Source organism: Vibrio chagasii (genome assembly GCF_024347355.1).
Taxonomy (GTDB): Bacteria; Pseudomonadota; Gammaproteobacteria; order Enterobacterales; family Vibrionaceae; genus Vibrio; species Vibrio chagasii.
In genome coordinates, this window is the sequence record NZ_AP025465.1 from 1,270,726 (window position 1) to 1,292,907 (window position 22,182).

Consider the following 22,182-nt stretch of genomic DNA (forward strand, 5'->3'; position numbering starts at 1 on the left):
TAGCACTCAATGAATTATGCATACAGGTGTGATGTTCTCATCTATACTTAATTTATGGTGCATAACAATATTATGGAATATACGACGTATTGTTTAGTATTTGTAGGAAAAACCGAAGTTAAACATCCAAAGAAGTGATTATCTATCGATAAAGCTTGGATATAAACTCATGGTTATTCTTTGTTATTCGTTTATTTAAATAATAAATATAAGGGCGAAATCATGACCGACGTCATCCGTGACTTCTTTAAAATGGAATCTGCTGGCGGCATCATCCTAGTTATCGCTGCGGCGTTCGCAATGTTTGTAGCAAACTCACCACTGAACGAAATGTACCAGGGCGTCCTGCACAGTTACGTTCTCGGTATGTCTGTGTCTCACTGGATCAACGATGGCTTAATGGCTGTCTTCTTCCTTCTAATTGGCTTAGAAGTTAAACGTGAGCTTTTAGAAGGCGCATTAAAGTCTAAAGAGACTGCTATCTTCCCAGCTATCGCTGCGGTAGGTGGTATGTTGGCTCCTGCACTTATTTACGTGCTATTTAACTCTAGTAACCCTGAAGCGCTTCAAGGTTGGGCTATCCCGGCTGCAACTGATATCGCATTCGCGTTAGGTATCATGGCGCTTCTTGGTAACCGTGTACCGGTAAGCTTGAAAGTGTTCTTGCTAGCTCTTGCAATTATCGATGACCTAGGTGTTGTTGTGATCATTGCATTGTTCTACTCAGGTGACTTATCAACACTTGCACTTACCGTTGGTTTCATCGCAACAGGCGTTTTGTTCATGCTAAACAACAAGCATGTGACTAAACTGAGCGCTTATCTGATTGTTGGTGCAATTCTGTGGTTCGCAGTATTGAAGTCTGGTGTTCATGCAACATTAGCGGGTGTAGTAATTGGTTTTGCTATCCCACTGAAAGGCAATAAGGGAGAGCACTCTCCACTGAAACACCTAGAGCACGCACTGCACCCATACGTAGCTTTTGCAATTCTGCCAATCTTCGCATTTGCAAACGCAGGTATCTCACTGGAAGGTATCTCAATTTCAAACCTTACGGGCATGCTACCTCTTGGTATCGCTATGGGTCTATTGGTTGGTAAGCCGCTGGGTATCTTCCTATTCAGCTGGGGCGCTGTGAAAACGGGTGTCGCTAAGCTACCTGAAGGTGTCAACTTCATGAACATCTTTGCAGTGTCTGTGTTGTGTGGTATCGGCTTTACGATGTCTATCTTTATTTCATCGCTGGCATTTGGCCCTACAAACGCAGATTTCGATACGCTTGCTCGATTAGGTATCCTGATGGGTTCAACGACTGCAGCTATCTTAGGTTACTTCCTGTTAAGTATTTCTTTACCGAAAACTAAGCACCAAGAAGTAAAACTTTAATCGGTAACTGGCTAGGCTAACCGTCGAGCCATTTCCCAAGGAATAAGCTAACTCTTGAGTAGCACCAGCCACTGAACCATTCCCGAGAGCGATGTGGCTACAAATAACAAAAAGCCGCTCGTTATGAAGTGACCCCGTAAAGTTGGACATTTCTGTTAAGCGGCTTTCAAGGCCTGAGTTCGATATTCTATCGGAGTCAGGCCTTTTAGTTTCACTTTTATACGTTTGGTATTGTAGTACTCGATGTATTCTTTAATTTGCTCTATCAGAGCATCTGCATCTTCAAAGCTTTGGTTGTGATACATCTCTGTTTTGAGTAAAGCAAAAAAGTTTTCAGCAACCGCATTATCCAAGCAGTTACCTTTTCTCGACATGCTTTGTGTTAACCCACTCTCCGCTACCTTTTTTTGATACTGTCGATGGCGATATTGCCAACCTTGATCGCTATGTATAATTGGCTTTGAGTTGGGTTTAAGCTTTGATATGGCTTCCGTCAGCATATCCGTGACAAGCGGCAAGCAGGCATTTTTGGCCACTCTATAAGCAACCACCTCCTGAGTAAACAAGTCGACAACGGGAGACAAGTATACTTTCTGCTCTTTTACTTTGAACTCCGTGACATCAGTTACCCATTTTTCATCGGGTTGAGTCGCACTAAAATCTCTTTCAAGCACGTTGGGAGCTGCTGTTCCAGACTCTCCTCGATATGAACGATACTTTTTAATCCTGACCGTCGATTTAAGGTTGAGCTGAGCCATAAGCCTTTGAACCGTTTTGTGATTAAGTATGACCCCCTGATTTTTTAGTTCCAAGTGAATACGGCGGTAGCCATATCGTCCCTTATGCTCATGATAAATTGACTTTATCAACCGCAGCTCACGTTCGTAGCTATTTGGGCGCTTGCTCGTTTGAGCCTGGTAATAAAAGACACTTTTTGCTAGCTGTAGAGTGTGCAGTAAGTGCTTTAACGGGTACTTGCTTTTAAGAGTTAGAGCTATGACCGCTTTTTCTTTGTTCGACGGTTTTTTTCCTGCTCCAACTCTTCCAACTTTTTTAGAACGGCATTCTCGGTTCGCAAGTAGACCAATTCCTCTTTTAGCTCCTCAAGTGTCATTTCATCATCAGGCTTAGTCGTACGTTGAGGGTGCTGTTTCATTGAGGGTCTTCCTTTCTGGCGCATTTTGAGCCCTTTGATACCGAGCTCATTAAATCTTTTGAGCCAGACAGAGAGTATCCCAGGGGATGAGAGGTTTAATACTGCGCTAGTGTGCGTGAGCGACCAATCATTCGTCCACATTAAATTCAACGCTTTTCGTTTTTCCTGAGCAGTAGCAGCATGCTTAGTTGATAAAAATGAGTTAGCACCATGGATGGCAAAGACTTGAGCCCAATACCGTATCTGTCTTGAAGGGATTGAATATTGTTTTGCTAAGTAGCGAGATGACGTGCCATCTAAATATTGCTTAGCAATGATACATTTTAGCTCTCGGTTATATTTGGACATAAAAAGACCCCCAATAATTGGTGTCCAACTATTGGGGGTCAGTTCAATAGGCAATCCTATCGCGGCTTTTCTCTTTTTATGCTTGTCTTCGCGGTTTAGCTTTTGGCTCTGTAACAGCCTAGTCTTTGTCTATTTTTCAAGTGTGGTGAAAATAGTCCATTCCTCAGCGATTTGTTCGCTCAAGCCAACCGCGGTTGCGGTTACTCTACGATTCAAAGCGTGTGATGTTGCATCGTCACCTTCACTTTCTAAACGATCCTCACCGTAACCTACTACTCTAACTCGGCTTGGGTCGATGCCGTTGGATAGTAACTCATCTTCGACGTGGTGAGCGCGTTTCTTTGATAGTTCTAAGTTGTATTCGCTAGAGCCAACTTTACTTGCGTAGCCTTGAATTTCGATGGACGCACTTTGGTAGGTTTCTAAAAACTCAGCTATTGTGGTTATCTGATCTGAGAAAATCGGATTCACTTCGTAAGAATCCTTAGCAAATAGTATATTGAGCTGTCTAACTTCTTCCGCGCGTATGATCTCCCCACAACCTTCGTTATCGACTAACGACGCTGGAGGTGTTGCAGAGCAGGCGTCTCTCGCATTGACGACACCGTCTTTGTCATCGTCTTGTAGGTCGGATATTTGCTCGGCTTCGGGTGTCTCAATATATTCCTCTTCTTGTTGGCTAGAACAAGCGAGTAGGGACATTGTTAGTGCAGGAAGCAGTAAGTAGGTTATCTTCATGATCAATACTCCACAGCCGTTGTCCACTCATCTGGAATATCAACCAGCAGAGCGTTCAATAAAGAACCTGTCGCATTCATTACTCGATACTTAGCGTATTGCTCAGCGTAATGGGCATCTAAGTAATCTTTTCGCGCTTCAAACAATTCATTCTCAGTGTTTAGCAAGTCAAGAAGAGTACGTTTACCTATTCGGTACTGTTTGCCATAAGCGATAACCGTCTCTGATGCTGAATCCACATGGTCAGCTAAGAAGTTCTTTTGTTGTAGTGTTAAGTCTAATGCACTCCAAGATAGGCGCAGCCCTTCTTCGACTTGGCGATAAGCTCTGTCTCTCAAGTCTTTAGCTTTATTCAATTGGTAGGCGGCGGCTTCCGAGTTCGCGCTGTCTGCCCCACCGTTGTATAAGTTGTATCGCATTCTCAGCATCGCCAATGTTTCTTGGCTAGAACCTTCGTCACCACCAGCGTCATCACGCCATGATTGCGATGCCTCTATAGAGAATGTTGGGTAATTCACGCCTTTTAACTGTTTATATTGGAAGTGTGCTGAATCGACATCCGCTTTCGCTACCCTTATCACCGGATGTTGGTCTAATGCATCAATGAGGGCGTCTTGTAACGATAACGGAATCATTGAAATATCTGCTCTTGGGTAAATTAACCCGAGCGGTTCACGGCCTACGACCCTTCTAAACTGGGTGTGCGTATCAAAGAGGTTGTTCTGTGCGGCTAGTAAGTTACCGTGAGCTTTTGCGATCCGAGCCTCGACTTGGGATACATCAGCAGTTGACCCTATACCTGAGCGTGCTCGCTTTTTGATGTCTTGATAAATTTTCTTGTGTTTAGCGAGGTTACTCTCTGACAAGGCTAATACCTCAGTCGCCTCTACCGCGTCTAAGTAAATCTGTGTAACTTCAAGCGCTTTGTCTTCAGCATCTGCTAATAGCTGTAACCGAACCGATTCAGCTTCGGCAGCAGTACGATCCATATCGTAGAGCGTTGCTGAACCATCCCACAACAATTGGGTGAGGGAAATCGTTGCTTCTTTTCTTGTAAGGTCGGTATCTGGGCCATTGTTTGGTGCAGGGTTTATGCCTTCATAGCCAATACCGGCATCAATGTCGATGCTTGGTCGGTAAGCTCCCCCAGAGGCATCGTTCCGCTTTCTCACGCTCTCAAACTCGTTAAAGATACTTTTTATCTCTGGATTGGTTGCCAAAGTGATAGCGACAGCCTGTTCCAAGGTTTGAGCGGCGAGCGGTGTGCTGAAGACTAAGCAACACATCATGGATAATTTGAACAATCTCAAAGTAGCTCTCCTTCTACTCTCATTGTCTCCTCTTTTTCTCAACCAATGTTCCCCGTTGAATTGAGAGAAGTGTACTAACAGAAGCTTAGGACATCTGTAAAAAAATGCGAAGTTTGAAGGCTTATTTTTGTGTGCAAGTAGCTATTGCTGTTGAACAATTTGAAATTAGCTCCAATTGCAAGTTTATAATGAGTTTGTTATCAATAGTGACGCTACTAAATTGATGAAGTGAAGCAACCACATCACTGGATGGGCTTTGATGCGTGTGTGGTTGGTTTTGGGCTGAAGTAGGAACTGAATTATGGGTAGTGTAAACCTTAATATTCTAGGCCTTGCTAGCGGCAGTATTGTGCTTGACGCTCAGGGTCGATTGAGTCAATTAGCACCGGGCGAACAACCAGCTTCGAGTGATGTCGTGATTAGTGTTGCCGAGAACGAAGAGAGTGTGCCAAGTGTTTCGGCACGATTCGTTGATAGCCAAGGACAACAAAGTGAGTTGGATACCGATGACGCCATCGCACAAGTCGAACGTGCAATTGAGGATGGTTTTGATCCAACTGAATTAGGTGATGAGTTTGATACTGCCGCAGGCGACCAAGGATCAAGCCTGACCAATAGCGGCCGGGTCGAACGAACAGGTACAGAAAGCCAGGTAGAAACTGACTTTGAAACGTCAGGCTTCGAATCTCAAGGGCTATCCGTGACTCAGTCACTGACGCTGTTTAACACCATCGCGTTAGCACTTGTGTCTGGTGAAACCAATGCTGTTGAGTTAGAGCAAGATCAACCCAGAGAAGCAGGTGGCTCGCTAACACTAGATAAGCAAGGTGTTATTTTTATTGAGCAAGAGGTCGTTGGTGAAAACGGCTTGGGTACTTTTATTGTCAATGCCGACGGTACTTGGACCTTTTTGGCAAACAACTCTTTTAATGAGCTAGGTATTGGTCAACAGGCCCAAGATTCCACGATAGTTCGAACTTCCGACGGTGTTGAACAAAGAATAACAGTGACCATAGTAGGCACAGATGATCGAGCGATCGCGACCAACGGGTCAGGAAGCGTGACCGAAGATATCGGTATTAATGAAGAGACTAGCAAGTTACAGACATCTGGTGAGGTCACCATTACCGATGTCGATAGCACAACGCCCACCTTTTTACCCAATAGCGCATTTGATGCGGGCAAGTCTACCAATACGACTCAGCTCGGTGAGCTCTCGATTGCTCCAAGTGGTAGCTGGATTTACAACGTCAATAATGACGACGTTCAATACTTAGGGGAAGGTGAGTCAGTGACTGAAACTTATGTCGTTACTGCCTCGGACGGAACGACAAGCGAGATTACGATTGTTATTACTGGAGCTGACGACTCATCTGAGATTTCGGTCGGAGAAGGTGATAGTGATACAGGTAGTGTCATTGAATATGTGGATGTCGATAAAGAATCTAATCATCTTGAAGTGACAGGCACCCTGACTATTACCGACAATTATCTAAACGACGTTCCACGTTTTAACCCAACAGGTGTGTTTACTTCCTTAGGCTCAACTGGCGTAAGTGCGCTCGGTACATTAGCTATCACAGAATCAGGTCTGTGGACTTATGTGGTGAACAATGATCTGGTTCAGCATCTGAACGCAGGTGAAGTGATTACAGAGCGATACAGCATCACTTCGACTGATGGAGCTACACACATAATCGAAATTACGATTAATGGTACCAATGACGCGCCTGTGGCGACAGGTTTCAGTGTTGATGCGTCGGGAGAGCCCCATCAAAGTGGTGGCGACGGTGAGGGAGTCGTTCAATACGGTGATATAGAAACGGCCATCACGTTCAATTCCACGACAGCTGCGCAAGATCGGATATCAGATATAGAAGATGACCACAACGAGGTCGATTTACATATCGTGATTAAATCACTGCCAACATCAGGAACTCTACTTTATACAAACACCGATAGCATTACACGTGAGGTTGTGGAAAGCGACGTATCTGGAGAAACGCAATTTGACCATTCCGGCTTAAGTTACGTTGCCGGTGCAGGTGAAGCATTCCTACTTGGTATCACAGATGTCCCTAATGATGACACGCCAGTGTCTGAAGACGGTTTTTATAACTGGGGTCGTGCGGTTGAGGGCTCTGGAGGAATGAGGCGTGAAGTCGAATTAGCCAATGGCAGCTCGATTTATGTCGAGATAGATAACCTCAACAATAAGCCACTCAAGCAATACAATGCTGAGCAAAGCCATGTGGGTTATGGGATTGGTGATAGTGACGGGCGTGGTATCAACCGAGATGAAACTCTGACCATAGACTTTGCGCAGAACCCAATATCAGAGGTTCGATTTGGCTTAGACGGTTTAGGTCCTGTGTTTGAAGAAGACAACCCTAATGTGGTGAGAGCCGTTTTTTACTTTGTTGATGGCGGCAGCGAAACGGTTGAATACGAGAAAGAACCTGGGGAGACAGGTGTTGAGCGATTATTCTATGAATTCACGTACTCTTCGCCTGGCCAGGTCATTGAACAAGTCGAGTTCTCAAATCAGAAAGGGAGCTGGGAGCTTAGATATATTGGTGGTGACCTAGAAGTGAATGAAGACAGCTTTGATTACCAAGTTGTCGACTCTACCGGGGAAGTAAGTAGCGTTGAGACAGTTACACTTAATGTGGAAGGGGCAACGGCTTATCAAGTTCTGAGTGATCCCGAATCGTCTGACTTTGTTGCGAAGTTAGGTAACGAGATCTTGATTGGTAACGATGCGGATAACATTTTCGAATGGGTAGACTCAGCGCTCGATAACAGCGTCGATGTGGTTAAAGAGTTCACTGTAGGTGAAGACTTACTTGAGTTCAGTGACATTTTAGACGCGACAGGTAGCGACTCAGTCGATGATCTCATTCTCGAAATTGACGCTGAGTTGCAAGGGGACAACTTGGTGATGAGCATTGAACACGATGGAGGTGAACAAACCATTGTTTTGGAGGATGTGAAAGACCAGTTAATCGATCATGTTGTGGATAGTAGCTTTGACAATATTTCAGCGCTTGGCGAGCTAATCAAAAATGATGCCGCTTGATCGGAAAATTGAAGCTTCATCTATTCGAATAAATTAAAGCCTTAACTATTGAATAATTGTTGTGAGGATTTAGTGTCGAAGTAGCGCCAATCACAGGCAAAAAAAAGGTTCATCGCGGCTTTCCGGGGAAAGCCGCTTTTATCTTCAAGAAGAAGTAGTCTGTATCTCGATACCCATATCCCATTCGCTTGATTAGCTTTATCTTGTTGTTTATCCCTTCCAATGTGCAGGTGTTAAGCGGATAACTCGCAGATGCGATAATGCCGTGAAGATAAGGCCTTAGTTTTCGTGCGAACTCTTTCAATGGCTTAATTCCACTCTCTTGTACTTGTGCCCACCACGCCTCCCAGAGCCCTTTAGCATGTACTTCTGATTCACAATACCAAAGCTCTTTGAGTTGTGCTCCGAGTATATAAGTGGTCATTAAGTCCTTATTGATATTCAATATTTCGGTAAGATAGCTGTTTTGCTGTGTATTCAAATTACCCCTGTTTTTTAGCAACACCCAGCGTGAGCGCTTGATCCATTGCCTCGCTTTTTTATCTTGCTTGAGTTTGTTGGCTTGGTCGACTCTGACTCTATCCATCACCTCTCGACCGAACTTAGCAACAACATGGAATAAGTCGTAAACGATTTTTGCGTTCGGACAGTGTGCTTTAACTTCAAGATCAAAAGCCGTATTCATGTCCATTGCGACCGCTTCGATATTATTGCCATGCTTGCCTAGTTGCTCGAAGAACGGCCGTATGTCCTTACGGCTTCGGCCTAACCCTATCCAAATGACTTGGTGTGTCTTAGCGTCAGCGATGACCGTGGCATATCGATGCCCTTTAAAGATGGCGAACTCGTCCATGACGAGTTGCCTTAGCTCCTCCCATTTCACTGGCGGTACCACTTTTCTAAGTCGGGATTTATCTATCTCTTTAATGGTGTGCCAATGAACGTTCGTTAACCGGGAGATATGCTTAATAGGAAGAAGAGGCAGTAATTGTTCTATATAGCTTCTTAAGCGCTTCGTTATACGAGCATAAGGCTCCAACCAAGATAGAGATTCTGTTTTTATGCCACACTCACGGCACTTGATTCTTCGCGTTTGAACAGAAAGAACAACAGGAACACCGAGCAACATGGCTTCTTTTACATGACGCCATTGATACTCATGAATAGCCTCGGCCTCGAGACCACAAAGGCACTTAGCCTCAGAGTTCGGTTCAAGAGTCAGGGTAATAAGTGATGCTGTCTGGTGAGACTTTACGACTTGAAAGCCTTCCCAGAATGAAGATAGGAAAGTATGATTCGGCATGAAAACGGTAGTTTGTGTATGATTTTTGTTTGGCGACTAAACCATATCACTTACTACCGTTTTTGTTTTTAGTTCCCGCTAATCCGCGATGAACCAAAAAAAAGCCCAAACCAACGTGGTTTGGGCGGATACAAGTATAGGAGTTAATAAGGAAAATGCGGTAATTAAGAAAGCAGGGAGAACAGCAAGTTTGACGGCCTGTTAAACTTCGAAATACTCTGTTTTCTACATAATTTATGACTCTCCATTTCTGAATCAGTTCCCAGAAAATTCATTAAATTTTACTTTTTTCTTAAATCTCCCGCGATTCAATCGGTTAGTGACGATATTTTTTAACTGGTACGACCAATTTGTGAAAATGTGATGTTGCTTGCTTGTTAAATAAATGTTCTCGTCGTATATTTCAAACAGTTGTTTAATACGAGTGATTGAAATGGCACCAAGAAGTACAACCAAAGACAAAATCTTAGACGTAGCTGAAGGCTTGTTTGCTGAGCATGGTTTTAATGACACCTCTTTACGCACCATTACGGGTAAAGCGAATGTCAATCTAGCTTCAGTGAACTACCACTTTGGCGACAAGAAAACTCTGGTTCGTGCAGTACTCAATCGCTACTTGGAGGCATTTATGCCTGCACTGCAAGATGCACTAGTGAACTTAAACTTGAACGAAACGTATTCTATGAGTGATGTGTTTGAGTCTCTAAGACAGCCACTACGAGCACTGAATGATGTAAGGCCAAATGGTACCAGCCGATTCATGCTACTTATCGGCAGAGGCTACACGGACGTACAGGGGCATTTGCGTTGGTTCATTACGACTCGTTATAGCGAAGTGCTGACTTTGTTTACTAGCTCAGTAATGAAAGCTAACCCGAACCTCACTAAAGAACAGTTATTTTGGCGTTTGCACTTCACCCTCGGGACCTGTGTATTCACCATGGCTTCGAGTCAGGCTCTCGTAGAAATTGCAGAGAATGATTACGGAAAGAAAATAGATGCAAAAGCAGTGGTCGATATTTTAATTCCATATTTGGCCGCTGGCATGTCAGCAGAAGAATAAAACAATAAAAAGCGAATAAATTCACAACCAATATAGTGAACAAAAGGATCTGAACTATGAGCTCTCTACGACAAAAATGGGTAAGTGACCCAGCTTTTAAACTCTTTAAAAAAGTACTACCACCACTATCTAGCACTGAAAAAGAAGCGATGGAAGCGGGTAGCGTGTGGTGGGACGGAGAGCTGTTTTCTGGTAAACCAGACTTCACTAAGCTGCACCAATACCCGAAACCTCAACTTTCATCAGAAGAGCAGTCTTTTATGGACAATGAGCTAGAAACCTTGCTTTCTATGCTTGATGACCATCAGATTGTGAAAGAAGATCGAGATCTTCCGAAGGAAGTTTGGAACTTCTTACGAAAAGAACGCTTCTTCTCGTTGATCATTTCTAAAGAGTACGGTGGTCGCGAATTTTCGGCACACGCAAACTCAACGATTGTTACTAAGATCGCAACTCGCAGTATCAGTGCCGCAGTTTCTGTAATGGTTCCTAACTCACTGGGTCCAGGTGAGCTTCTATCTCACTATGGTACTCAAGAACAGAAAGATTACTGGCTGCCACGTCTTGCTGACGGTACAGATATCCCATGTTTCGCACTAACAGGCCCAGAAGCGGGTTCTGATGCAGGCGGTATTCCTGATGTTGGTACCGTATGTATGGGTATGCACGAAGGTAAAGAGACCTTAGGTATCAAGCTTAACTGGAACAAGCGTTACATCACGCTAGCACCAGTAGCAACAGTGCTTGGCCTAGCATTCAAACTGCACGATCCAGAAAAACTGTTGGGTGATAAAGAAGATATCGGCATCACGTGTGCGCTTATTCCAGCAGACCATGAAGGCGTTGTGATTGGTGAGCGTCATGACCCACTAGGTCTTGCTTTCATGAACGGTCCAACACGTGGTCATGATGTATTCATTCCAATGGAATGGTTAATCGGTGGCGCGGATTACGCAGGTAAAGGCTGGCGTATGCTAGTGGAATGTCTATCTGCGGGTCGTGGTATCTCATTACCAGCACTAGGTACAGCGATGGGCCACCTAACGGCGAGAACAACAGGTGCATACGCATATGTTCGTAAGCAGTTTGGTATGTCGATTGGTAAGTTCGAAGGTGTCGCAGAGAGCTTAGGTCGCATTGGTGGTTTAACGTATCTACTAGAAGCGACACGAACTCTGACAACGACATCGCTTGATATGAAAGAGAAACCGGGCATCGTAACGGCTATCGCGAAATACCACATGACAGAGATGGCACGTACCATTCTGAATGATTCAATGGATATTCACTCTGGTCGTGCAATTCAAGATGGTCCAATGAACTACTTGGCTGCGCCTTACCTAGGTATCCCAGTTGCAATCACAGTAGAAGGTGCAAACATCCTGACTCGTAACCTGATGATCTTTGGTCAAGGTGCGACACGTTGTCACCCATACGTATTGAGCGAGATGGAAGCGGCAGCTAATCCAGATGAGAAGCAAGGCGCGAAAGACTTCGATGACTTGTTGTTCAAGCATATTGGTCACGCAACTAAGAACACATTTGGCGCGTTCGGTGCTGCATTGACTGGCTCTAAGTTTATTAAAGCGGACATGAGTGGTCCAACTAAGCCTTACTACCAAGACCTGACTCGTCTAAGCCGTGCATTAGCGGTAAGTGCAGACTTCGCGATGCTAACTCTGGGCGGTGAACTGAAACGTAAAGAGCTTATCTCTGCACGTTTAGGTGATGGTCTGAGTTACCTATACATGGCTTCTGCGGCACTTAAGAAGTATGAAGACGAAGGTCGTCAACAAGCAGACTTAGACTATGTACACTACGCGGTTCAGCATTGTTTCCACCATGCTGCAAAGGCCCTACAAGAGGCGTACCGTAACTTCCCGAATAAGGTCGTTGGTCAGGTACTTAAAGGCCTAATATTCCCGGTGGGCAACCACTTCGAGAAACCAAGCGATGATCTGACAGTCCAGTTGGCTGAAAGCTTGATGACTCCGGGAGCACACCGTGAACGCCTGACTCACCTTTGCTACATCGGTCAGGAAGAAGACGATAGCGTTGGCTTGATGGAAAATGCGTTCAATGCGATGTACAGCATCAAACCACTTGAGCGTAAGATCTTCAAAGCAGTTAAAGAGGGTAAAGTTGCTCGTAAAGGTCTACTGCAAGACAAACTTGCTCAAGCACTGGCAGCAGACGTACTGACTCAAGACGAAGTTGACCAAATCATTGCAGCAGACAAACTACGCTACGCTGCAATCCAAGTTGACCACTTCAGTCACGATTACAGTGAAACTTTGACGCGAAAAGAGTTAAAACCTAAGCTAAATAGCGTTGCTTAGATTAAGAAATAATAAAAGGCACCTTAAAAGGTGCTTTTTTTGTTTTTGTCGTGGAAGTCGCAATAGAGGCGTTAACAAATGGTGACTTAGTCAGCAAATAATCACTGAGTGCTCCAACCACTTGCATTTTCACCACATTTTTACAGAAATTAGATGCCATTTGCGTACGAAACTTTTATCCTTAACCTGATTTTTTAAGGAAGTTGAATATGATCATCAAACCTCGAATTCGCGGATTCATCTGTACTACAACACATCCAGTCGGTTGTGAAGCTAATGTAAAAGAACAAATTGCTTACACAAAAGCTCAAGGCCCAATCGCAAACGCACCTAAACGTGTACTAGTTGTTGGCTCTTCAAGTGGCTACGGCTTGTCTTCACGTATTGCGGCTGCATTTGGTGGCGGCGCTTCAACTATCGGTGTTTTCTTTGAGAAAGCCGGTACTGAGAAAAAGCCTGGCACAGCTGGTTTCTACAACTCAGCAGCGTTCGACAAGTTTGCTAAAGAAGAAGGCCTATATTCAAAAAGCCTGAATGGCGATGCTTTCTCTAACGAAGCTAAACAGAAAACAATTGACCTGATCAAAAAAGATCTAGGCCAAATCGATATGGTTGTATACTCACTGGCGTCTCCAGTGCGTAAAATGCCAGAGACTGGCGAAGTAATTCGTTCATCTCTAAAGCCTATCGGTGAAACGTACACGTCAACTGCGGTTGATACGAACAAAGACACAATCATCGAAGCAAGCGTAGAGCCAGCAACTGAAGAAGAGATCAAAGACACTGTCACTGTAATGGGCGGTGAAGATTGGGAGCTTTGGATCAATGCTCTTTCTGAAGCTGGTGTTCTAGCGGACGGTTGTAAGACGGTTGCTTACAGCTACATTGGTACTGAACTAACGTGGCCAATCTACTGGGATGGCGCACTAGGTAAAGCTAAGATGGATCTAGACCGTGCAGCGACAGCGCTGAACGAGAAGCTAGGCCAAACTGGCGGTACTGCAAACGTTGCTGTTCTTAAGTCTGTTGTGACTCAAGCAAGCTCTGCAATCCCTGTTATGCCTCTTTACATCGCTATGGTGTTCAAGAAGATGCGTGAAGAAGGTATTCACGAAGGTTGTATGGAGCAGATCTTCCGTATGTTCAGCCAGCGTCTATACAAAGAAGACGGTAGCGCTCCAGAAGTTGATGACGTAAACCGTCTACGTCTGGATGACCTAGAACTGCGTGACGACATTCAAGAACACTGTCGTAACCTATGGCCTCAAATCACAACTGAAAACCTAAAAGAACTGACTGACTACGTTGAGTACAAAGAAGAGTTCTTGAAGCTATTCGGTTTCGGTGTTGAAGGTGTTGATTACGAAGCTGACGTTAACCCAGCTGTTGAATTTGATGTAGCTGACATCTAATTCAAATTATCGAATCTAAACGAATAGGCGCTCATTGAGCGCCTATTTTTTGTCTTAAAAGCAGATACGGGATACGAAAAGATTAAGAGCGGATTCGGGATGCGAGTGGCGAGATTCGAGATGCGAAGAGTGATGTGGCCCCTAAAAAGTAGACACAGGGGTTTAGTTAATTAGCTCAAAATCCATAGGACTTAGTCCACCTAAAGTCCCATGCCTTCTTATTGGATTATAATAGGTATCAATGTAGATTCGACTCTGCATTGTCATTTCTTGTCGTGAGATCTCTCCTAAGTGGTTCATCCATTCTTTCTTGTATTGCGCGAAGAAGCTTTCAGAACAAGCATTATCCCAGCAGTTTCCTTTTCTCGACATACTAATTTTAATCTTGCGTTTACGATGCCAGCGGATCGTTTCCAACGCTCGATACTGAATGCCTTGATCGGAGTGAAACAAGAGTTCATGACCGAAGGGCTGCCTTTTTTCCCAAGCCTTATTCAGGCTTTTTAGTACTAAACTTGCGTTGTTAATTCGACTTGTCGACCAGCCAATCACTTTGCGTGAAAACAAATCTAAGACGACGCACAGATACTGCCAACCATCCGAACAGCGCACCTGAGTTATGTCTGATACCCAAACTCGATTTGGTTTATCTACCTTAAATTGACGGTCAAGGATGTTATAAGCAGGTATGAGTGTATTTTGTCTAAGCGTTCGTCCATATCGCTTCTTGCTAGCGCAAGAGCGATAGCCCATGTTTTGTAAAAGCCTCTGTACTCGCTTTTTATTACAAATAAAGCCATTAGCGACAGCTGCTTCCCAAAGTTTTCGGTAACCTGGAATACAGTGTTGAGCTTTGCTTTCTCTTTTCAGGTAGCTGCTTAAGCATTCATTTTCTGTCTCTCGTTTCGAGGGTTTCCTCGTAAGCCACTTGTAATAACCAGCAGTCGATACATCTAACCATCGGCATAAACGAATAACCGGGAGCTTCACACTAGCCTTCTTCAGGATGTACTCGAATCTTATTCTTTTTGGCTGTCGAAGAAAGCCTTCGCTTCCTTTAAGAAATCATTCTCCAGCTCCGCCATCTCAAGCTTCTTTTTCAACTGGCGGATCTCCTTCTCCAATTGTGCAACGGATTTCTCAGGGCCTTGGTTAGGTATTGGCAAAGGATTTGTCTTCTTGGACGTCATTTGGCATCTCCATTTAGAAAGTAGCACTGGTGATATCCCTAAGGATAGTGCTACTGACTTAACGGTGTCAGAAGAGTCAAGAGATTGCTGAACCGCTTCTCGTTTAAATTCGTCTGTATATTGTCTTTGTGATTTTACTTTCATAACACTTAATACTCTGTATTAAGTGTCTACTTTAATGGGGTCACATCAAGAGAGCTAAGAGCAGGAGCGGGGAAGGAGGCTTGAAGTGCTAAAAACAAGCAATAAAAAATGCACTAACCCAGATGAATTAGTGCATTAGAAATGAATCGTTTAGCGATGTGTGTCTAGCTGATAATGATGATGAAGGTACCGGCTAAAGTCATCAAGATGTTTGCTATCGCGTAAGTGCCCGCGTAACCCAGTGCTGGAATTGTAGAACGAGCGTGGTCATTTACGATGTCCATTGCAGGAGCACAGGTTCGTGCACCGATGATGGCACCAAACAGCAGTGCACGGTTCATTTTCAATATGTACGCGCCCACTAAATAAGCGAAGAATACTGGGATAACACTGACGATCAGAGCAATACCAATAACCTGCGGACCAACTTGAGTTAAGTGCTCAAATATCTTACCACCGGCGCTTAAACCGATACCGACCATAAAGAACATCAAACCGAGGTCTTTGACCATGTTCAATGCACCCTGAGGTACATAACCAAAAGTAGGGTGGTTTGCACGTAAGAAACCTAACATGATGCCTGATAGCAGTAGACCAACCGCGTTACCTAAGCCAAATGAAACCTGGCCAAATGTCATGGTGATCAAACCAAATAGAATGCCCAAGATGAAGAAGCTACAGAAAGCCATTAGATCCGCCATTTGGCTGTGGATCGAGATGAAACCAATTTTCTCTGCTAGGCCGTGAACACGACTCTTCTCACCACTCACCTGAAGTACATCACCTTTAGCAAGCACGATGTTTAAGTCCATCGGCATTTCAATCTGAGCTCGCACTACGCGGTTAAGGAAACAGCCATATTCAGATAGGTTTAAATCTGAAAGACGTTTACCTGCAATACTATCGCTTTTAACGACGATTTCTTCTTCGACAATACGTAAGTCCAAAAGGTTACGGTCGAACACCTCTTTGCCGTTACGGAAGCTTGGATCCAGACGTGCGTGACTATCTGGGAAACCAACCAATGCGATCTCATCACCTTCCTGCAGAATGGCATCACCATCTGGGTGGGCAAGAATGCCATTACGGCGAATACGTTCGATATAACAACCCGTTTGGCGGTAGATACCCAGTTCACGTAAGTTTTTGCCGTCTGTCCAAGAGATCAGCTCTTGACCAACACGATAAGCACGAATGATTGGCAGGTAAACCTTGCGCTGTCCTGATGCACCTAAGCCACGTTCCTGAGCAATTTGTTCAGCTGAGTCATGTAGGTTCACTTTCTGAAGTTTTGGAATCAGACGGGCAAACATAATCATACTGATAAGGCCGACTAGATAAGCCATCGCGTAACCGACCGAGAGGTTTTCGATAATCAGGCTTAAATCCATGTTTCTTGGCACTTCAGCAAGCCCTGAGTTGAGTGCGTCCTGCGCACCTACCAAGATAGGTGTTGCGGTCAGGGCACCAGCCATCATGCCGGCAGAAAGTCCGAAACCAAGACCTAAGTATTCGCTACAGAAGTAAGTCAGCGCTATAGCGGTAGAGAGCACCACTAAACTTAAGATCAGGTAGTGTTTGCCATCTCGGAAAAAGATACCAAAGAAGTTCGGCCCTGCTTCAATACCGACACAGTAGATGAACAGCATAAAGCCGATGGTTAGGGCATCTGCGTTAAATGAGAAACCAAGGTGACCCATCACAAGGGAAGTAATCAGAACACCGATTGAATTACCAAGTTGCAGGCTACCGAAACGAATTTTACCAATGGCCAAACCAATCGATAAAACAACAAAGATGAGGAGAATGGGGTTTTGTTCTAGCAGAAAAACAACGTCGATATTCACAGTGGTCGCTCAATAATAGGCGTGAAAAACAGGGTAAGTTTGAAATGTGGATTGTATCTAAATATAAATAAATTATAAGTGATATTTTCCCTTTTTACTTGATTTTGACCAGATTCTTATATCGCATGAAAACTGGCTATAAAAAAAGCCCGCTTTAATAAGCGCAATGTAGATCAGATAAGGATCGGTTGACCGATCCTTCTTCTGAGAGATAATCGGAAGCCTGTTTCTAGGCTTCCGATTTTTTATGTCTATCCAAAACTATTTTGTCGATTTCCTCGAAGAAAATCCTGTTGATGTAGCTCAACTCACCACTTTCTCTGAACATATCCCAGATGAATGGGTTGTTAAGGCAGCTAGTCTTTCTGATAAAGCGACTATTCGCCGACGTCGACTACCAAGTGACATGGTCTTGTGGTTAATTGTCGGCATGGCCTTCTTCCGTAATGAACCAATTGCCGAAGTCGCACGAAGAATGAATGTCTGTGCGGATGGCTTGGCTGATGAAGAGTTATTAGCAAAAAGTGCTTTAACCCAGGCAAGACAACGTTTAGGCAGTGCTGCACCAGAGTGGTTGTTTAAACAATGTGGGCGAACGTGGGGTCTTGAACGATACCGTGATGATACGTGGCAAGGATTACAAGTTTTTGCTGTAGACGGTGCTCTTTTTCGCACCGCGGATACGCCCGAACTTAGAGAGCACTTTGGCTCGGGTAATACCTCGAGTAGCAGGCAGACACCACATCCAATGCTAAGAGTTGTGACTATGATGAATGTCCGTTCTCATGTCATCGTTGACGCTGCCATAAGCCCTTATCGGCGTGGTGAAATCCCACTTGCTATGCCCTTCATCGACTCTTTACCAGATAACTCTGTGACGTTACTAGATAAAGGTTTTTACGGTGCAGACTTACTTCTCTCTCTTCAAAATAGCGGTATTAATAGACATTGGTTGATACCAGCAAGGAAAGGGTTGAAATACACACTTTTAGATGAAGAAGAAAGCAATGATATGCTCATCGAAATGAACGTCTCACCGCAAGCTCTCAAAAAGAACCCTAGTTTACCTGAAAAATGGCAAGTCAGAGCGGTGACCTATGAAGTACAAGGTAAGCAGAAAACTGTTTTTACATCCCTTCCAAGAGCAGACTACGACGCGAAAGCGGTAGCCGAACTTTATCATGAACGTTGGGAAATCGAATTAGGTTATCGTGATATCAAAAGCTCAATGCAACACAATGCCTTAGTATTACGCAGTAAAACAGTAAACCTTGTTTATCAAGAACTCTGGGGGCTGTTGCTTGGTTATAATTTGGTAAGACGTGAAGCAAGTCAGGCAGCAGTTGAACATGGAAGAATGCCGAATGAAATTAGCTTTAAATACGCTTGTCAGTTTATAGCGAGCCAACTGAAGGTGATGAGTAAAGCGATATCGCCAGGCAATACACCTAAGCGTTTAAAGAGTCTAAGGGGAGACTTATCAGTCCTCTTTATAGACAAACGCCCTAAGCCTAATCGGCCTAGGGCGGTAAAAATATCAAAGACTCGCTACCCAATTAATCGCAAAGCAGCTCCGCTTAAGTGAACTACATTGCGCTTTAATAAGCGGGCTTAATAGAAATCTTACAGTCTGACACTAAAAATGTTCAGCTGATTATGGGCTTAGCCCAAGGTTTGAAATCTAGATTAGTCGAAAAGACCTAGGTTTTCTTTTGCGTATGCTTCAAATTCTGTGCAGCCGCCGATGTGGTCTTGGTCGATGAAGATTTGTGGCACAGTTTCAACTGGCTTACCAACAGTCTTCTCTAGGTCTGCTTTGCTGATGCCTTCAGCGTGAATGTCAACATAACGGTAGTTGAAGTCATCACGTTTTGCTTTAAGAGTTTCTGCGTGCTCTTTTGCACGAACACAGAATGGGCAAGCTGGGCGACCAAAAATAACTACAAACATTTCATTTCTCCTAAATACGGGATGAGGCTCGTTAACCGAAAATACGTCAACTATTCTTAATTGAACAAGACTCAAAAATTATTGAATCCAACTATGCCCTAATGCTTTAGGGAAATAAAGATGGAATTACCTCTTAATACAATAGGTTTTGCCTATCAGAGCAAATAATGTTCACAAAAGCGATCCGCTCGAATTTTTGGTCAGTATCAAGTCTAAGTACCCTTATTATCAGAATGTGAATTACCCCTAAGAAAGCGACTTTAATGCACCTTTAGCGCGACAAGTTGCACCGCGTCAAAAAAATTGCGATTAGAACGAGGCATCTTATGACTGATTGACGAAAATTAAACGATAAAGGTTAGAACGTTAATACATAACCCACGAAGCATTACCTTTAGACGTGTGGGCTGACAACGAGAGTCGTTTTCTTAATGAGCCTTTTTTAAAACGGGCACAAGGTACAAAGGCAACATTCCAACAACCAAGAGTTCGCAGTTTTGTTTGGTCATAGGCGCAGGAGGCACCATGTTTCAATTTATGACATCTACAAAGATCATCTTTGGTGATGGAGCACTTTCCGCTTCATTGTCTCTCTTCAATCAATACGGTTACAGCGTACTGTTGGTGACAGGTAGCACATTAGAGCGCACATCCATTGTCACCGATTATCTAGATGCTCAAAGCATGCGCTATCAACACATCGCAGTTACTGGCGAGCCTAATATCAAAATGGTCGAAGAGGCCGCGATATCTGCACGACGATTTAAGCCAGATATGGTGATTGCTATGGGCGGCGGCAGTGCGATAGATATGGGGAAAGCGTTAGCAGCCGTACTACCTAACCAAGGCAATCTCTATGACTATGTTGAAGTGGTTGGACGTAATGTGCCTCTCAAAACCAAACCACTGCCTTTTGTTGCCATTCCCACAACTGCGAGTACTGGTGCTGAAGTCACCAAGAACGCAGTGCTTAAATCAGGGCAAGACCAAGTAAAGATAAGCTTAAGAAGCCCAGACATGCTGGCTGACGTAGCGATTGTCGACCCGACTTTGACTTATGGTACTAACCTATACTTGTCAGGGCGCGGCGCAATGGATGCCTTTACTCACTTGATGGAAGCCTATGTATGCGGAGACCCAAACCCATTGACGGATATGATCTGTGAAGAAGGGTTGCGTAAGCTCAGCGGTTCCGTGGTGCAAGCGTGTGTTTATGATGAACCGCAAGCACGCTCTGATCTGGCATTTGCTTCCATGCTTGGTGGTATGGCAATCACCAACGCCAAGCTAGGTGCCGCGCATGGTTTAGCGTCTGCATTGGGCGGAAAGATATCGGCTCCACACAGCGTGATTACTGCTCGGTTAGCCCCATTTGTGATGCTAGAGAATATTGAGGTCGCGAGGGAGCATCAAAGAAGCGATATTTTAGAGCGCTATCAAAGGGTTGCTCAAATAGTCACGGGCAAAGCACAAGCCTCGGCAGAGGATGCCATTCAGTGGTTATCAGAAGTACTCGATACGCTTAAGCTACCAAGTCTATTAGAGTTTGGTGTTTGTGAAGCGCAATTCGAAGAGGTATCGGCTGATGCACTTAAGTCGGTTGCTATTAAAGGGAATCCATTGCCATTGAATCAAGAGCGTTTAATTCATATTCTGCAGCAGGTTTGCGAGAAGTGTGATTGTGGCGAGCGCAGAGGTGCCGAGGCGTTGAAGCACCAAGATGAAGAGTCTTCAATGGTGGAGTCGAGTTTCACGATCATCAACTCTTATGCCTCAGAGAATAGTGTGGTGGAGAAGGGGAACAGCTGGACCATTTAATAGTATTGGTAAATGGCCATGACACTATTGAAGACGTAGATAAATAAAAACGGAGCACTTGGCTCCGTTTTTTAATTCTAATCTTTGGGGTTAGAACTGAGAGTATTTCTCGTAGCGTGAATCACGAAGTGACTCTTTGACACGCTTTAGATTTTCTCTGAAACCTGAGCCACGACGCAATGTAAAGCCAGTTGCTAATACATCGATAACCGTCATTTGCACAACGCGGCTTGCCATTGGCATGTAAACGTCAGTATCTTCTGGCACATCCAATGAGATAGACAGTGAGCTTGCCTTATCAAGTGGAGAGTCTTTCGCTGTGATAGCGATAACCGTTGCGCCGTTTTCACGAGCTAGGTTCGCAATCTCAACTTGGCTCTTCGTGCGGCCTGTGTGAGAGATAAGAACGATAACGTCGTTATCGCTGCAGTTAATACAGCTCATGCGTTGCATCACGATATCTTCAAAACACGTGATTGGGATATTAAAACGAATAAACTTGTTTTGAGCGTCTTTCGCTACGGCAGAAGAGGCACCTAGTCCGAAGAACGAAATGCGTTTTGCTTGAGTCAACAAGTCAACCGCACGGTTCACTTGCATCGCATCTAGACTGTTTTTCGCAACGTCTAGACATGCCATAGTTGATTCAAAGATTTTATGCGTATAAGCATCTGGACCATCATCTTCTTCAACATTACGGTTCACATAAGGTGTACCGTTCGCCAAGCTTTGAGCTAGGTGAAGTTTAAAGTCAGGAAAGCCCTTTGTGTCTAAACGACGACAGAAGCGGTTAACTGTAGGCTCACTTACGTCAGCCATTTTAGCTAAGGTAGCAATGCTAGAATGGATTGCAGTTTGAGGGGAAGCCATAATTACTTCGGCTACTTTACGCTCAGACTTGCTGAAATTTTCCAGGTTTTTTTGTATTTTTTCTAATGTATTCATAGTGTTCACAAGGGTATAGAGAACAACTTGCTAGTTAATATCTTTTTACCAGGGGGTATGGCTGAAACAAATTTCAGTAAACACAATACCAACGCAATGTTGGGTGTTGTAATTACTGCTGTATCAAATAGATATCAAGCTAACTAGCACCATA

At 44.2% G+C, this 22,182-nt stretch carries 16 protein-coding genes; 7 read left to right on the forward strand and 9 right to left on the reverse strand.

Features of this window, described 5'->3' with window-relative positions:
• Positions 1–222 precede the first annotated feature (222 nt).
• The gene (gene nhaA, locus OCV52_RS05930) at positions 223–1,386 is read left to right on the forward strand and encodes a Na+/H+ antiporter NhaA (RefSeq protein WP_137408735.1); all 1,164 of its coding nucleotides are present in this window, start codon (positions 223–225) and stop codon (positions 1,384–1,386) included.
• A gap of 155 nt (positions 1,387–1,541) precedes the next feature.
• Here nhaA and OCV52_RS05935 read toward each other — a convergent pair whose 3' ends face one another.
• The 4 genes from OCV52_RS05935 to OCV52_RS05950 form a co-directional block, all read right to left on the reverse strand.
• Entirely contained in the window at positions 1,542–2,474 is a 933-nt protein-coding gene (locus OCV52_RS05935) for an IS3 family transposase (RefSeq protein WP_315973357.1), read from the reverse strand.
• The gene (locus OCV52_RS05940; protein ID WP_261900861.1) at positions 2,381–2,890 is read right to left on the reverse strand and encodes a helix-turn-helix domain-containing protein; all 510 of its coding nucleotides are present in this window, start codon (positions 2,888–2,890) and stop codon (positions 2,381–2,383) included. Before OCV52_RS05940 ends, OCV52_RS05935 begins: the two co-directional genes overlap by 94 nt.
• 129 nt (positions 2,891–3,019) lie before the next feature.
• Positions 3,020–3,631, reverse strand: a complete 612-nt coding sequence (locus OCV52_RS05945) for an OmpA family protein (protein ID WP_137409166.1) — start codon at positions 3,629–3,631, stop codon at positions 3,020–3,022.
• A complete protein-coding gene (locus OCV52_RS05950; protein ID WP_137409165.1) occupies positions 3,631–4,938 on the reverse strand; it encodes a TolC family outer membrane protein in 1,308 nt (435 codons plus the stop codon). The genes OCV52_RS05945 and OCV52_RS05950 overlap by 1 nt, the downstream gene beginning before the upstream one ends.
• Positions 4,939–5,239: 301 nt before the next feature.
• Between OCV52_RS05950 and OCV52_RS05955 the strand changes: the two genes are divergently transcribed.
• Positions 5,240–8,017: a VCBS domain-containing protein gene (locus tag OCV52_RS05955; RefSeq protein WP_137409164.1), complete on the forward strand. Its 2,778-nt coding sequence runs from the start codon at positions 5,240–5,242 to the stop codon at positions 8,015–8,017.
• Positions 8,018–8,126: 109 nt separating this feature from the next.
• Here the strand turns inward: OCV52_RS05955 and OCV52_RS05960 are convergent, their stop codons facing one another.
• The gene (locus OCV52_RS05960; protein ID WP_261900840.1) at positions 8,127–9,320 is read right to left on the reverse strand and encodes an ISL3 family transposase; all 1,194 of its coding nucleotides are present in this window, start codon (positions 9,318–9,320) and stop codon (positions 8,127–8,129) included.
• A 433-nt stretch (positions 9,321–9,753) separates the two neighbouring features.
• Here OCV52_RS05960 and OCV52_RS05965 point away from each other — a divergent pair, with 433 nt between their 5' ends.
• The 3 genes from OCV52_RS05965 (at position 9,754) to fabV (ending at position 14,134) form a co-directional block, all read left to right on the forward strand.
• On the forward strand, positions 9,754–10,383 hold the full coding sequence (locus OCV52_RS05965; protein WP_061031656.1) for a TetR/AcrR family transcriptional regulator: 630 nt from the start codon (positions 9,754–9,756) through the stop codon (positions 10,381–10,383).
• A gap of 56 nt (positions 10,384–10,439) precedes the next feature.
• Positions 10,440–12,722, forward strand: a complete 2,283-nt coding sequence (locus OCV52_RS05970) for an acyl-CoA dehydrogenase (RefSeq protein WP_137409167.1) — start codon at positions 10,440–10,442, stop codon at positions 12,720–12,722.
• 209 nt (positions 12,723–12,931) lie between these two features.
• The gene (fabV, locus tag OCV52_RS05975) at positions 12,932–14,134 is read left to right on the forward strand and encodes an enoyl-ACP reductase FabV (protein ID WP_137409168.1); all 1,203 of its coding nucleotides are present in this window, start codon (positions 12,932–12,934) and stop codon (positions 14,132–14,134) included.
• Positions 14,135–14,296: 162 nt separating this feature from the next.
• On the opposite strand, the gene OCV52_RS05980 is transcribed toward fabV, so the two are convergent.
• Both OCV52_RS05980 and OCV52_RS05985 read right to left on the reverse strand, forming a co-directional pair.
• Positions 14,297–15,468, reverse strand: a protein-coding gene (locus tag OCV52_RS05980) for an IS3 family transposase (RefSeq protein WP_137409204.1) whose coding sequence is annotated in 2 segments (ribosomal slippage) — positions 14,297–15,186 and positions 15,186–15,468 — 1,173 coding nt in all. Because the reading frame shifts where the segments join, the coding sequence is not laid out codon by codon here.
• A 164-nt stretch (positions 15,469–15,632) separates the two neighbouring features.
• On the reverse strand, positions 15,633–17,315 hold the full coding sequence (locus OCV52_RS05985) for an aspartate:alanine antiporter (protein ID WP_137409192.1): 1,683 nt from the start codon (positions 17,313–17,315) through the stop codon (positions 15,633–15,635).
• A gap of 247 nt (positions 17,316–17,562) precedes the next feature.
• Between OCV52_RS05985 and OCV52_RS05990 the strand changes: the two genes are divergently transcribed.
• Positions 17,563–18,900, forward strand: a complete 1,338-nt coding sequence (locus OCV52_RS05990; RefSeq protein ID WP_137409200.1) for an IS4 family transposase — start codon at positions 17,563–17,565, stop codon at positions 18,898–18,900.
• A gap of 101 nt (positions 18,901–19,001) precedes the next feature.
• On the opposite strand, the gene OCV52_RS05995 is transcribed toward OCV52_RS05990, so the two are convergent.
• Positions 19,002–19,265, reverse strand: a complete 264-nt coding sequence (locus tag OCV52_RS05995; RefSeq protein ID WP_004741562.1) for a GrxA family glutaredoxin — start codon at positions 19,263–19,265, stop codon at positions 19,002–19,004.
• A gap of 525 nt (positions 19,266–19,790) precedes the next feature.
• Here OCV52_RS05995 and OCV52_RS06000 point away from each other — a divergent pair.
• The gene (locus tag OCV52_RS06000) at positions 19,791–21,083 is read left to right on the forward strand and encodes an iron-containing alcohol dehydrogenase (protein ID WP_137407541.1); all 1,293 of its coding nucleotides are present in this window, start codon (positions 19,791–19,793) and stop codon (positions 21,081–21,083) included.
• A gap of 90 nt (positions 21,084–21,173) precedes the next feature.
• On the opposite strand, the gene OCV52_RS06005 is transcribed toward OCV52_RS06000, so the two are convergent.
• Positions 21,174–22,028, reverse strand: a complete 855-nt coding sequence (locus OCV52_RS06005; RefSeq protein ID WP_004734686.1) for a MurR/RpiR family transcriptional regulator — start codon at positions 22,026–22,028, stop codon at positions 21,174–21,176.
• Positions 22,029–22,182 lie beyond the last annotated feature (154 nt).